We start from the raw sequence: 14,384 nt of genomic DNA on the forward strand, positions 1-14,384 counted from the left end.
CTTTCACTTACATTTCAAGTGAAACATTTTTTGAATGCGTTTTTAATTGAACGGAAGGAGTTTGTTCTATTAATTCTTCATCTAAATCTAAATTAAAAATCTCTTTAAATAATTCCAAAGATTGTTCGCCATTTGGAAGAGCAGCCAGCTCTTTCACTTTTAAAATCGGATCTCTCAACATTTGATTGACAATGCTTTTCGTATGTTTATTTAATATTTTTCTTTCGCGTTCTGTCAAATTCGGCAGCTTCCGTTCAATACTTTTCATTGTTTCCGATTGGATAAGAAGAGCTTTTTCCCTCAATGCAGCAATAACCGGAACAACCCCTAATGTATTCAGCCATTTCGAAAACTCCAAGACCTCTCGCTCGATCATGATTTCAATTTGTTCAGCCGCTTCTTTTCTTTCCTGCAAATTCGCTTCGACAATTCCTTCCAAATCATCAATATCATATAAAAAAATGCTGTCTATTTCACTCAATGCAGGATCTAAATCGCGTGGAACCGCAATATCCACCATCAGAAACGGGCGGCCTTTTCTTAACTTTTCAACATCTAACATCATGTCTTTCGAAATCACAAAACTCTTTGCACCTGTTGAACTAATTAAAATATCTGCCTCAATAAGCGCACACTGAAGCTCAGACATCATTTTTGCTTGTCCGGAAAAACGCTTCGCCAATTCATTCGCCTTTTCAAATGTACGGTTCATAACCGTAATTTGTTTGACTCCGCTGCCATGTAAATTTTGTACGGCAAGCTCTCCCATTTTTCCTGCGCCTAAAATAAGCACATGCTTGCTGGATAGGTCGCCGAAAATTTTTTTTGCCAATTCTACGGCAGCATAGCTGACGGAAACAGCATTTGAACCGATTTCCGTTTCCGAATGGGCTTCTTTAGCCAATGTTACTGCCTGTTTAAACAGTTGATTAAAAATCGTTCCGATCGTGTTATGTTCTTGAGCTAATAAAAAGCTTGAACGGACTTGTCCTAAAATTTGCGTTTCGCCTAAAATCATAGAATCCAGGCCGCATGCCACCCGAAACAAGTGCTGAACAGCCTGTTCATTTTCAAAGTATTTTAGATACGAATCGAACTCCTCAATGTCCATATTGAACCATTCAGCTAAAAATGCTTTTATATAATAACGCCCTGTATGAAGCTGATCAACAACTGCATAGATTTCTGTCCGGTTGCAGGTGGAAACGATCACGTTTTCCAAAATGCTTTTTTCATTCTTCAACCGTTTCATTGCAGAAGCTAAATCATTGCTGCTAAAACTCAACCTTTCGCGAATTTCAACAGGGGCTGTTTTATAATTTAACCCAACAGCTAAAATATGCATCTCCGACCCCCCAAAAGCAAATACATACTGACTTTATTATAACAAAATATCGACAAAAAAATGTGAACAGTATATGAAACTGTATGATATGATGATAAAGTAAGAAACAGATATAAATTATATTAATTATTACATTAAAAATATTATCAAAAAAGAGAGCCGGAATCAAGTCATCAAAACAGAGGTGATCGTTAAGTGCGTTGGACGTTTGTTGCTATGATTATGCTGGAGATCGGGCTTTATTTCTTGTTGAAAAATTTCGATCTCTTTTTCAATATGAACATGAACACTTTGCCTTTCTTTTTTATCATGTTTGGCATCGCCTTTATGGTTCAGGCAAAAGCGGAAAAGGATGACCAAGCAATCGTTCCTGCCGTTCTGCTGCTTGGCCTTGGCATCCATTTTTTATGGGGAAAATCATTCCCGTTCTGGCCTGATGATTTAACCGCAATGATCTGGATCATTGCCCTTGCTTTCATTATTCGGTCTGCTCAAGCAAAAAGCGGGTTTGCACAAGGATTTATCCTTCTTTTGATCGGAAGTTTCCTTTACTATTTTCCTTCCGCTTTGACATCTTTTATTCAAAAGAGCGTTTCCAATTGGCAAGCCTTTTGGCCGATTCTTTTTGTTATTGCAGGTTTGTATTTATTGTTTTTCAGAAAAAAATAAAAGGAAACAGCTCGAAGCGGTTAAGCTTCTCGAGCTTTTCCTTCTGTATCCAGCCTAAAGCAATTTCATTTTATGATAGGAATGGATAAATGGCTGACCATGCATCCTCTTTTCCGTAACCAGTTTCTGCTGAAAAAAGAATAAGCGGATCATTTTTTTCCATTTTTAGCGTTTCTTTCACTACTTTTAAGTGTTTTTGCCATTTTCCTTTAGGAATTTTATCCGCCTTTGTGGCGACAATTACAGCAGGAATTCCATGATATTTTAAAAATTCGTACATCATGACATCATCAGATGTAGGTGCATGGCGGATGTCTATGATAAGAATACATGCTTTAAGCTGTTCTCTTTTGAGCAAATACGCTTCGATCATTTTCCCCCATTTTTCCCGCTCCCTTTTCGACACTTTGGCAAATCCATATCCGGGAACATCAACGAAATAAAATTGATCGTTAATTAAATAAAAGTTTAACGTTTGCGTTTTCCCAGGCTTTGAAGAGGTTCTCGCCAAATTTTTTCTATTGATCATTTTATTAATAAACGAAGATTTCCCGACGTTAGACCTTCCTGCCAGAGCGATTTCTGGAAAATCGGTTGATGGATATTGATCAGATTTAACCGCACTTATGACAATTTCTGCTTTTGTTACCTTCATTCTTTTTCTCCTGCCAATGCATGTTTTAATACTTCATCCATATGTGAGACAAGAACAAAAGTCAATTCTTTTCTCACGCTTTCTGGTATATCATCTAAATCCTTTTCATTTTCCTTCGGCAAAATAATTTTCTTTAAACCGGCACGATGGGCGCTTAATGTTTTTTCTTTTAAACCGCCTATCGGCAGAACGCGGCCTCTTAAAGTAATTTCACCTGTCATTCCGACTTCTTTTCGAACCGGTCTTCCAGTTAATGCTGAAATAAGCGCCGTTGCCATCGTAATGCCTGCAGACGGTCCATCTTTTGGAACAGCTCCTTCAGGCACATGAATATGGATATCATATTGTTCGTGGAAATCTGGATCTATCTTTAGTTCTTTTGTTCTAGATCGAATATAGCTGAAAGCGGCTTGAGCCGATTCCTTCATGACATCTCCGAGCTTTCCGGTTAAAATCAACTTGCCTTTACCCGGAGAGATGGACACTTCAATGGACAGCGTATCGCCGCCGACCGTCGTATATGCGAGACCGGTCGCCACACCGATTTGATCCTGCAATTCTGCCTGACCGTATCGAAACAATTTTTTGCCCAAAAAGTCTTCAAGAGTTTTAGCGGTTACAACAATTCTTTTTCTTTCACCTGTTACAATCGTTTTCGCTGCTTTTCGACATATTGCTGCGATTTGGCGTTCTAACCCTCTTACCCCTGCTTCGCGCGTATAATAACGAATTATATTTAAAATTGCTTCTTCTCTTATTTGCAAGTGACCTTTTTTCAGTCCATGCTCTTTTAATTGTTTTGGAAGAAGATGATCTTTGGCGATATGAACTTTTTCTAATTCGGTATAACCGGCAATTGTGATAATTTCCATTCTGTCGCGCAGCGGACCTGGAATAGTTGCTAAATTATTAGCTGTCGCAATAAACATGACTTTTGATAAATCATACGGCTCTTCAATATAATGATCGCTGAAATTATGGTTTTGCTCCGGATCCAGCACTTCAAGAAGAGCAGCTGAAGGATCACCGCGAAAATCGCTGGACATTTTATCAATTTCATCCAGCAAAAATACCGGATTAATCGTTCCCGCTTTTTTCATCCCTTGAATGATCCGACCCGGCATCGCACCGACATATGTTCTTCTATGGCCTCTTATTTCCGATTCATCCCGAACGCCGCCAAGAGAAATTCGAACGAACTTTCTATTTAATGATTTTGCAACAGAACGGGCAAGAGATGTTTTCCCAACGCCAGGCGGTCCCACTAAACATAAAATAGGGCCTTTAAGCGAATTTGTTAATTTTTGCACTGCTAAATATTCAAGCACCCGTTCCTTTACTTTATCTAGTCCGTAATGCTCTTCATTTAAGATCACTTCCGCCAGCTTTATATCCAGTCTGTCCTCTGTTGCCTTGTTCCACGGCAAGGAAATGAGCCAGTCTAAATAATTGCGGATCACCGCACTTTCAGCGGATGTTGAAGGGATTTTTTCATATCGGCTGAGCTCTTTCATAGCCGTTTTATAAACATGTTCCGGCATTCCCGATTTTTCGATTTTTTCAGTCAAATCTTCTATTTCGCCCGTTTTCCCTTCCTTTTCTCCGAGCTCTTTTTGAATGGCCTTCATTTGTTCGCGCAAATAATATTCTTTTTGCGTCCGTTCCATTGATTGACGGACCCGCTGGCCTATTTTCTTTTCAAGCTGCAGAACTTCCTTCTCATTATGAAGCATTTGAATAATTTTATTTAATCTTTCTTTCACATCAAATGTTTCTAATATTTCTTGCTTATCTTTCAGCTTGATCGGCAAGTGGGAAGCAATAATATCGGCCAATCTTCCTGGTTCATCTATATCCAAAACGGTTGCAAACGTCTCACTTGAAATTTTTTTAGACATTTTTATGTATTGCTCAAAATATTCAAGCGCAGTTCGCATCAAAGCTTCTTCTTCAACATCTTTTTGAAGCGGTTCTTCATAAATATCAACTTGTACAGAAATATATGGTTCCTTGCTTTCAAAACTTTTGATTTCGCCTCTTTTTTGTCCCTCGACAAGCACGCGAATGGTGCCGTTCGGCAGTTTGAGCATTTGCTTAATTTTCGTCAGCGTTCCAATATGGTATAAATCATCCTCTTTTGGATCATCTATTGAAACTTCCTTTTGTGTTGTTAAAAATATCATATGATCATCCATCATCGCCTTCTCAAGCGCCTGTACAGATTTATCGCGTCCTACATCTAAATGTAGCACCATCGATGGATAAACTAACAAACCTCGAAGCGGTAGGAGGGGGACGATTCTATTCTCTTTTTTCGCCATATTTTTACACCTCCATCATGTGAAAAATAGATTATACAGCGTCCTTGTTCAATTCTATCCTATTCTTTCTGCACTGTCTATTTTCAAACTTATCTTTATTGAAAGGAATAAATAACTGCCTCAACAAAAATAAAGGTTCAGTGCCACGGCCTGAACCCTGTTAGGCATTTGGAATGAAGACGCTGCTTTAAACCGATTTTTTCTCTATGATTGTCTCTGGATAAATTTGCTCCGTTGGAGGATTGATGAGCGCACAATCTAACACTTCCTGAAAGCTTCGAACAGGAATAATTTCAATGTCTTCAATCGTTTTTAAAATTGACTGCATATTCTCCTCTGGTATGATCACTTTTTTTGCACCTGCCATCTTGGCAGCTTTTATTTTTGGAATAATTCCGCCAATCGGTTTTACATTCCCATGAATGCTGATCTCTCCAGTCATCGCAACGGTATTATCAACAGGAATTTTGTGGATGGCAGAAAAAATGCCGGTTGCCATCGCTATTCCTGCACTCGGTCCATCAACAGGTACCCCGCCGGGAAAGTTTACATGAATATCATAATCATGGGCATTAACTCCCATTGATCGTAACACTGTTATGACATTTTCAACGGAGCCTTTGGCCATGCTTTTTCTTTTGATGGATTTTCCGCGGTCGCCAATGTTTTCTTCTTCTACAATACCTGTAATGTTGATCGTTCCTTTTTCTTTTGCCGGAATAACCGTCACTTCCACCTCTAATAAAGAGCCGCTGTTTGGTCCGTAAACAGCAAGACCGTTCACCAGTCCAACTTTAGGTTCATTTCCAATTTTCTTTTCATATTTTGGTGTAAGCTGGCTGGAATGGACAATCCATTCAATATCTTCGACTTTCACTTCATTTCGGTCCTCGGTGATGGCAATTCCAGCAGCAATTTGCATCATATTGGCAATTTCTCTTCCATTGCGGGCATAAGAAGTTAAAATGGATATTCCTTTTTCTGAAATTTTTACATTTACTTTTTCAGCCGCTTTCCGAGCAACGACCGCGAGTTCATCGGCCGTTAAATCTCTAAAAAATACTTCAAGGCAGCGCGAGCGAATGGCGGGCGGTATTTCAGATGGTGTTCTTGTAGTTGCCCCGATCAAGCGAAAATCAGCCGGGAGACCGTTTTGGAAAATATCATGAATATGACTTGGAATTTGAGAATTTTCTTCACTATAATAGGCGCTTTCTAAAAAAACTTTTCGGTCTTCAAGTACTTTTAACAGTTTATTCATTTGAATGGGATGGAGTTCGCCAATTTCATCAATAAACAACACGCCGCCGTGTGCATGAGTCACTGCTCCTTGTTTCGGCTGTGGAATTCCGGCTTGTCCCATCGCCCCAGCACCTTGATAAATGGGATCATGAACAGAACCTATTAAAGGATCAGCTATTCCCCGTTCATCAAATCTCGCTGTTGTTGCATCCAATTCAACAAAAACAGCATTATGTTGAAAAGGAGACTTTTTATTTCTTTTCGCTTCTTCAAGAACGAGCCTTGCAGCAGCCGTTTTTCCTACACCAGGAGGTCCGTAAATAATAACATGCTGGGGATTCGGCCCGCATAAAGCTGCTTTTAATGCTTTGATGCCATCTTCCTGTCCGACGATGTCAGAAAAGCTTTTTGGTCGAATTCGTTCTGAAAGCGGCTTTGATAATTGGATAGCTCTCATTTTTCTCAATTGTTCCATTTCTTTTTTCGACTCGCGGTCAATGGAAATTTTTTGCGTCCGCTGATTCCGCAATAAATTCCAAAAATAAAGACCGACAATGACTCCGAAAATTAATTGTATGAAAAGGGCAATCCCTGTCCAGTTCATCCTGAGTTTCCTCCTCAACAAATGTTTATCCCCTATTATCTCCTTTGCATATACGGATTAAACATATGTTGAGGACGGATTTTCATGAAAAGAAGGATCGAGTTGTATGAACTCGATCCTTCTTATTTTTATGAGAACAACTATCCTTTTACAAAACCAAACTGCTGCAAATTCAGACTAAAAAGCCCGTCAAAACGTGTCTTATGCGGAAGTTTTCGTATCTTCATTTATAATGGTTCCATCATTTGCAATCAGCTTCGGAGGAATTTTTTCTCTTACAGTGTTTGCCGTGATGACACATTTTGTAATATCATCACGAGACGGCAATTCAAACATCACATCAAGCATAATGCCTTCAATGATAGAACGAAGGCCGCGCGCACCTGTTTTTCGTTCAATTGCTTTTTTCGCAATTTCTGATAATGCTTCTTCTTCAAATTCCAGCTCAACGCCATCTAGCTCGAGCATTTTTTGATATTGTTTAACAAGCGCGTTTTTCGGTTTTGTTAATATTTCGACAAGTGCTGCTTCATCAAGCGGTTCAAGGCTGGCAATGACAGGCAAACGCCCGATAAATTCCGGAATTAACCCGAATTTTAATAAATCCTCAGGTAGCACCTTTGAAAGCAGCTGCTTTTGATCAAGCTCTTTGTTTCGGCTATCTGCTCCAAATCCAATGACCTTTTGCCCTAATCTGCGCTTGACGATTTGCTCTATGCCGTCAAATGCTCCGCCGCAAATAAATAATATATTAGTCGTATCGATTTGGATAAATTCTTGATGCGGATGTTTTCTTCCGCCTTGTGGAGGAACACTTGCTACAGTTCCTTCCAAAATTTTCAGAAGTGCTTGTTGGACGCCTTCACCAGACACATCTCTTGTAATGGATGGATTTTCTGATTTTCTAGCAATTTTGTCAATTTCATCGATGTAAATAATTCCTTTTTCCGCTTTTTCCACATCGTAATCAGCAGCTTGGATTAGCTTCAGCAAAATATTTTCAACATCTTCCCCAACGTATCCAGCTTCCGTTAACGACGTTGCGTCAGCAATTGCAAATGGAACATTCAAAATGCGTGCAAGCGTTTGTGCAAGCAGCGTTTTTCCGCTTCCTGTCGGCCCGATTAACACAATATTACTTTTGGACAGCTCAACATCATCAATTTTATTGTTTGAATTAATCCGCTTATAATGGTTGTAAACTGCAACCGCCAAAGATTTTTTTGCCTGCTCCTGCCCGATTACATATTCATCTAAGATGCTGAGAATTTCTTTCGGTTTCGGAACATCCTTAAATTCAGCCTCTTCTTCCGTGCCAAGCTCCTCTTCTACAATTTCTGTGCAAAGTTCAATACATTCATCGCATATATAGACGCCAGGACCAGCAACCAGCTTTCTCACTTGATCTTGAGTTTTTCCGCAAAACGAACATTTTAACTGTCCCTTTTCATCGTTAAACTTAAACATGATATCACCCCTTAATTTCCTTCATTGCCTCCCCACCCATATATAAACCGCACGCATGAATCGGGGAACAATGCTTTTCAAACAAAAGAAAAGTATGTATCGCATTTTATCATAAAACAAAAGAAAAGCGGTAATGAAAAGTATGTATAGTTATGTGACAATTATTATGTACAGTTTCGAACGATTTAACGCTTTTCATTTTATAAAACAAGGCACGATCAAATCGCGCCTTGTTATCAACTTTATCAAAGATCATGATGTTCCTGTAACTATATTATGCAACATCTTTTCTATTTTCTACAAGAAAATCGACCGCTTTTTTAATTTTTAAATCTTCTTTTATTCCTTCTGTTGAACCGAGTGCTCTCTTAACGCTTTCAACTGGCATATTGTACATGTCAGCCATTTTTTGCAGCTCTTCATTTACTTCTTCTTCTGTCACATCAATGTTTTCAGCTTTCGCAATTGCTTCTAATGTTAAGTTATATTTCACGCGCTTTTCAGCGTCTTTTCTCATTTGTTCACGCAATTCTTCTTCGCTTTGGCCAGAGAATTGGTAATACAGTTCTAAGTTCAAGCCTTGCAATTGCAAGCGTTGTTGAAATTCATTCATCATTCTTTCAAGTTCATTGTCAATCATCACTTGCGGAATGTCCACTTCAACATTTTCTGCAGCTTTTTCAACAAGTTCATCACGAAGTTTATTTTCAGCTTGTGTGTTCTTTTGCTCTTCTAAACGCTCTCTAATTTTCGCCTTTAATTCTTCAAGTGTTTCAACCTCATCGTTTACATCTTTTGCAAATTCATCATCCAATGCAGGGAGTTCTTTCGTTTTGATTTCATGAATTTTCACTTTAAAGACAGCCGGTTTTCCAGCAAGCTTTTCCTCATGATATTCTTCAGGGAACGTTACTTCTACATCCTTTTCTTCGCCTGCTTCAAGCCCGATCAACTGATCTTCAAAACCAGGGATAAATGTGCCGGAGCCGACTTCCAAAGAATAATTCTCAGCTTTTCCGCCTTCAAACGCTTCGCCGTCAACAAAACCTTCGAAGTCGAGGACGACTGTATCTCCCTCTTCCACTTTTCCTTCTTCTTTCACAACCAATTCAGCATGCCGTTCTTGAAGCTGTTTTAATTCGTTTTCCACATCTTCATCCGTAACGGTTGTATCTTCTTTTTGGACATCCAAACCTTTATATTCGCCAAGTTTCACTTCTGGTTTGACCGTTACTTTAGCCGTAAAAATAAGCGGTTTATCTTTTTCAATTTGTTCAATATCAATTTCAGGACGGTCTACCGGTTCAATTCCAGCTTCTTCAACCGCTTTTGGATAAACTTCTGGAAGCAAAATATCAAGCGCATCTTGATATAGCGCCTCAACACCGAATCTCTTTTCAAAAATAGGGCGCGGCACTCTTCCTTTGCGGAATCCTGGAACGGCTACATTTTTTACAACTTTTTTAAATGCTCGATCCAGCGCTTCTTTAAATGTTTGTGCATCTACTTCAACGGTTAAGACTCCTTCGTTTTTCTCTAATTTTTCCCATTTAACTGACATTTGTTTCCCTCCAACAATCTATAAATATTATTCGTGAGTACACGATAAAAATTTTTTATATGCCTTGTCCGTAAAGAAACAAGCCATAAAATAAATATGTCAAAAAAGGATAACCGCACCAATAGCAAGAAAGGTGCATACAAAAAATATACATTTTACAACCATTTTATTATACCATAGGATACAATCCTTTCAATAGGACTCTACCATCTAATGTTTGAAATTTCTTCAATTTGTCTAATTTTATCGCAAACTGAAATAAACTCAGCACTTTTTATGTTGTAAATCCGCTCAACTTCCGTCAGCTTGATGACGATCCCAAAAATTTCGTAGCCAACGTAATGAAGCGCTGCTGCCCAAATATTTGCATTTTCCGGTTTAGGATGAAAAGGATACATGACATATAAATGACGAATCCATATATCTTTTACAGCTTCGAAAAGGGTTGGATTTTCATTTCCTAAAAAATCGTCCAAAAGATTGAGCACTTTTTTGGCAAACGTCATTTCTAATAAATCTTGAAGATGGATAGGATTTACAGCGGTAGTTTCCCCGAATTTCTCAACGGTCATTATTCGTGCTATTTCATGATCTCGCAATATTTGCAGCAGCATTGTTTTCACAACCGGATGGACCGTTTTTGACTGAAGCATCTCTTCAATCGTATGTAAATTTTTTTTAACATTATTATTATTTTTGATCGAATGTATGTAGGAAATTTGCTTGTCCAGCCTGCTGAAAAGATCATCGTCATTCGGTTCTGGACTGATTTGCTCTTCGCTCATCCTCCGGCTAAAATGAAGCAGCTTGTAAAACTGTTCTGCATGTGCTGCCGGAAGTTTATTTTCTTCCAAAACCGCTTCAATCGTCGTTTTTACCTCATCATATTGTCCAAGCTGTACTAAAATCGTTAAATACATCTGCAATATTTCAAAATAATTTCCTTTTGCTTCGTGAAGCATTTTTTTACAAATTTGTTTTGCTTCCTGATATTCTCCAAGCTCCATTAAGCATAAAGCAATTCCTATTTCAATATCAGGGTGATTTGAATTCCAAGATCTCGCCTCTAAAAAAAGGTCGAGCGCTTGTTCAAATTGTTTATTATGTAACGCATTCATTCCTTTTTCAATCAATCGTTCTTTAAGTCGGGGAAAGGGAATGATTTTTCCATTCGCTTTTTTCATTGTAGAAAACCTCTTTATGATTTTGCTACAAGTTTACCAGCTGGGCAACGAGAAAACAAGAATCAAAAGAAAAAGCGGAGGATGCAATATCATCATCCCCACGCTTTTGCCTTTTGTTCAAATTGGCTGATCTGCTCTTCATATAATAATGTAAATCCTATTTCGTCGCGTCCATTTAAAAGCATTTCCTTCCAATGCTCATTAATGTCAAAATGAAACTCAAATCCTTCTTGATCAAATACTTTTTGCTGTTCTAAATCAATCGTACATTCGTACACATTTCCTTCCGCTTTTTTGAGCAATGTTTCAAACACTTCTTCATTGACCCGTATCGGCAGGATTCCGTTTTTTAAACAGTTTTGATAAAAAATATCTGCGAAGCTAGGCGCGATAATTGCGCGGAAACCAAAGTCTGCTAAAGCCCATGGAGCATGCTCTCTTGATGAACCGCAACCGAAATTTTCGCCAGCCAGCAAAATTTGTGCGCCTTTGTAGACTGGCTGATTTAACTCGAATTGTGGATTTTCCTCACCATTATCTAAATATCTCCAATCAAAAAAAGCAAATCTTCCATAACCTGTCCGTTCAATTCGTTTTAAAAATTGTTTCGGAATGATTTGGTCCGTATCCACATTTGTTCTATTTAATACTGCAATATGGCTAGTTAATGTTGTAAAAGGCTGCATGCTGCTTCTTCCCTCCTCATTTTACTGCTTCAAGCTTCTCTGTCCGAATATCAACAAACTTACCATAAATTGCTGCCACTGCTGCCATTGCAGGACTCACTAAGTGAGTTCTTGCCCCTTTCCCTTGACGTCCTTCAAAGTTGCGGTTGGAAGTAGACGCACATCGTTTTCCAGGAGGCACGACATCGTTATTCATGCTTAAACACATGCTGCATCCAGAATCTCTCCATTCAAAACCAGCATTGATGAAAATTTCATGCAATCCTTCTTGTTCTGCTGCTTGTTTTACTTTTTGGGAGCCTGGAACTACGATCGCTTTCACATTTGGAGCAACCTTTCGTCCTTTAATTACATTCGCCGCTGCACGCAAATCAGTTAGTCTTGAGTTTGTACATGATCCAATGAATACATAATCGATTTCAATGTCTTGAATGTTCGTTCCCGGTTCAAGTCCCATGTACTCATACGCCCGTTTGAAGGAAGCAGCTTCATTTTCATTGCGTGCATCCTCAAGTGTCGGAATCGAATGGTCAACAGGCAGCACCATGCTTGGATTTGTACCCCAGGTAACCATCGGTGCGATGTCTTCCCCGCGGATTTCAATTGTTTTATCAAATGTAGCTCCTGGATCAGATCTTAAAGATTTCCAGTAAGCAACTGCTTTTTCGAACTCTTCCCCTTTCGGAGCATATTTTCTTCCTTTTATATAATTAAAGGTTGTTTCATCCGGAGCTATTAAACCGGCGCGGGCACCTGCTTCGATTGACATATTGCAAATAGTCATCCGTTCATCCATTGATAAGCTTTCAATCACTTCACCCGAATATTCAATAACATAGCCTGTACCGAAATCAACACCAAATTTTCCAATAATGTAAAGGATGACGTCTTTGGCCGTGACTCCTTCTGACAAAGATCCTGTCACTTTCACTTGCAAAGTTTTCGGACGGTGCTGCCATAATGTTTGAGTGGCCAAAACGTGTTCTACTTCACTTGTTCCGATTCCAAATGCCAGCGCCCCAAAAGCGCCGTGTGTCGATGTATGGCTGTCTCCGCATACAATAGTCTTTCCTGGAAGAGTAAGCCCTAATTCCGGACCGATAACATGGACAATTCCTTGATCATCGCTGTCTAATCCTGCCAGAGTAATTCCAAATTCTTGGCAGTTTCTTTCTAAAGCACTTATTTGGTTTTTAGCTACATCATCTTCAATGACAAAGCGGTTCACGGTTGGGATATTATGATCCATTGTGGCAAAGGTGAGATCAGGACGTCTCACTTTCCGTCCGTTTTGTCTCAATCCTTCAAAAGCTTGCGGTGATGTAACTTCATGTATGAGATGAAGGTCAATATAAAGCAGATCCGGTTTTCCCTCTTCCCTTACGACCACATGATCATCCCAGATTTTTTCTATTATGTTTCGAGGCTTCATTTTCTTTTTCCCCCTATTTCCTGTTTTGTATCTATTAAGAAAACGGTGAGCTCCTCCTGCCGGAAAAGCCCACACCCCCCCATTTTATTCGTAGGAATCGATAATATTTAATAGTGCATAATCGTTCGCAAGCACTTCTTTGATTTCTTCCACCATTTCAGTTGTATGAATAAATGCACCTTCATTATTTGTTAAATCTCTCGTGCACTTTCCGGAATCCAACACATGTTTAACCGCTTTTTCAATGGCTCTAGCTTCTTCATGAAGATCAAAGGAATAGCGGAGCATGAGCGCACCAGATAAGATCATTCCGACAGGGTTTGCCAGGTTTTGGCCGGCAATGTCAGGAGCTGATCCATGCACTGGTTCATATAAGTGCAATCCACTGTTTGATAAGCTTGCTGAAGGAAGCATGCCCAACGATCCAGTGATCATGGATGCTTCATCGCTTAAAATGTCACCGAACATATTTTCCGTCACAATCACATCAAACTGGCTTGGCATGCGGATCAATTGCATGGCCGCATTATCAACAAGCATATGCTCCAATGTGACATCAGGGTATTTTGAAGCCAATTCTTCAGCAATTTCACGCCAAAGCTTGCTAGTTGTAAGCACGTTTGCCTTATCAACAGACGTTACTTTTCCTCGGCGTTTTTGCGCCATTTGAAAAGCTGTTTCTAAAATGCGTTCAATTTCTTTCCGTTTATAAAAAAGCGTGTCAACCGCTGCTTCTTCTCCGTCTGAAACGATTCTTTCACTCGGTTTCCCGAAATAAAGTCCGCTTGTCAATTCGCGTACAATCACCAAGTCAACATCTTCTATTTTTTCTCCCTTTAACGGAGATATTTCTTGAAGGGCTTTATAAGTTTGAACAGGGCGGATATTTGCAAATAAGTCCAACTCTTTTCGAATGCCTAGCAATCCTTTTTCCGGACGGAGTTCAGGAAGATTTTTATCCCATTTCGGACCGCCTACAGCTCCTAATAAAACCGCATCGCTTGAACGACATAATTCAATCGTTTCTTCAGGAAGAGGTGTCCCGCACTTATCTATCGCTTCTCCGCCAATTAAGCCGAATTCAAATTCAAAATCATGTTTGTAATATTGTCCAATAGCCTTTAAAACCTCAATAGCTCCGTTCGCTACTTCTTTTCCAATGCCGTCTCCCGGCAAAACAGCGATTTTTTTCTTCATCACGTTCCACCCCTTTCATGA

At 39.3% G+C, this 14,384-nt stretch carries 11 protein-coding genes; 1 reads left to right on the plus strand and 10 read right to left on the minus strand.

All coding sequences use genetic code 11. The annotated features are described in order from the left end of the window. Window positions 1-7: 7 nt before the first annotated feature. Window positions 8-1,345 (minus strand): glutamyl-tRNA reductase, encoded by a 1,338-nt coding sequence (gene hemA, locus RI196_RS13505; protein ID WP_094246302.1) that lies wholly within the window; start codon window positions 1,343-1,345, stop codon window positions 8-10. Between the two features lie 195 nt (window positions 1,346-1,540). On the opposite strand from hemA, the gene RI196_RS13510 reads away from it, so the two are divergent. Beyond that, window positions 1,541-2,014 carry a hypothetical protein gene (locus RI196_RS13510; RefSeq protein ID WP_063387466.1) on the plus strand — a complete coding sequence of 158 codons (474 nt, stop codon included), beginning with the start codon at window positions 1,541-1,543 and terminating at the stop codon, window positions 2,012-2,014. 70 nt (window positions 2,015-2,084) lie between these two features. On the opposite strand, the gene yihA is transcribed toward RI196_RS13510, so the two are convergent. The 9 genes from yihA to leuB all read right to left on the minus strand — a co-directional run bounded on the left by yihA (window position 2,085) and on the right by leuB (window position 14,363). Continuing rightward, on the minus strand, window positions 2,085-2,669 hold the full coding sequence (gene yihA, locus RI196_RS13515; protein ID WP_063387465.1) for a ribosome biogenesis GTP-binding protein YihA/YsxC: 585 nt from the start codon (window positions 2,667-2,669) through the stop codon (window positions 2,085-2,087). Further along, window positions 2,666-4,990: an endopeptidase La gene (gene lon, locus RI196_RS13520; RefSeq protein ID WP_063387464.1), complete on the minus strand. Its 2,325-nt coding sequence runs from the start codon at window positions 4,988-4,990 to the stop codon at window positions 2,666-2,668. Before lon ends, yihA begins: the two co-directional genes overlap by 4 nt. 187 nt (window positions 4,991-5,177) lie before the next feature. Beyond that, complete coding sequence (gene lonB / locus RI196_RS13525; RefSeq protein WP_063387463.1) at window positions 5,178-6,836, minus strand: ATP-dependent protease LonB; 1,659 nt, start codon at window positions 6,834-6,836, stop codon at window positions 5,178-5,180. 201 nt (window positions 6,837-7,037) lie between these two features. Beyond that, the gene (gene clpX, locus RI196_RS13530; RefSeq protein WP_063387462.1) at window positions 7,038-8,303 is read right to left on the minus strand and encodes an ATP-dependent protease ATP-binding subunit ClpX; all 1,266 of its coding nucleotides are present in this window, start codon (window positions 8,301-8,303) and stop codon (window positions 7,038-7,040) included. Between the two features lie 274 nt (window positions 8,304-8,577). Then, window positions 8,578-9,864: a trigger factor gene (gene tig / locus RI196_RS13535; protein WP_063387461.1), complete on the minus strand. Its 1,287-nt coding sequence runs from the start codon at window positions 9,862-9,864 to the stop codon at window positions 8,578-8,580. A 203-nt stretch (window positions 9,865-10,067) separates the two neighbouring features. Then, the gene (locus RI196_RS13540) at window positions 10,068-11,048 is read right to left on the minus strand and encodes a tetratricopeptide repeat protein (protein WP_063387460.1); all 981 of its coding nucleotides are present in this window, start codon (window positions 11,046-11,048) and stop codon (window positions 10,068-10,070) included. A gap of 92 nt (window positions 11,049-11,140) precedes the next feature. Then, window positions 11,141-11,734, minus strand: coding sequence for a 3-isopropylmalate dehydratase small subunit (gene leuD / locus RI196_RS13545; protein ID WP_063387459.1), 594 nt, complete (start codon window positions 11,732-11,734; stop codon window positions 11,141-11,143). A 16-nt stretch (window positions 11,735-11,750) separates the two neighbouring features. Continuing rightward, window positions 11,751-13,166, minus strand: a complete 1,416-nt coding sequence (leuC, locus tag RI196_RS13550; protein ID WP_063387458.1) for a 3-isopropylmalate dehydratase large subunit — start codon at window positions 13,164-13,166, stop codon at window positions 11,751-11,753. 84 nt (window positions 13,167-13,250) lie between these two features. After that, complete coding sequence (gene leuB, locus RI196_RS13555; protein WP_063387457.1) at window positions 13,251-14,363, minus strand: 3-isopropylmalate dehydrogenase; 1,113 nt, start codon at window positions 14,361-14,363, stop codon at window positions 13,251-13,253. Window positions 14,364-14,384: the final 21 nt, after the last annotated feature.

It is taken from the genome of Aeribacillus composti, assembly GCF_031760945.1.
In the GTDB taxonomy this organism is placed as follows: domain Bacteria; phylum Bacillota; class Bacilli; order Bacillales; family Aeribacillaceae; genus Aeribacillus; species Aeribacillus composti.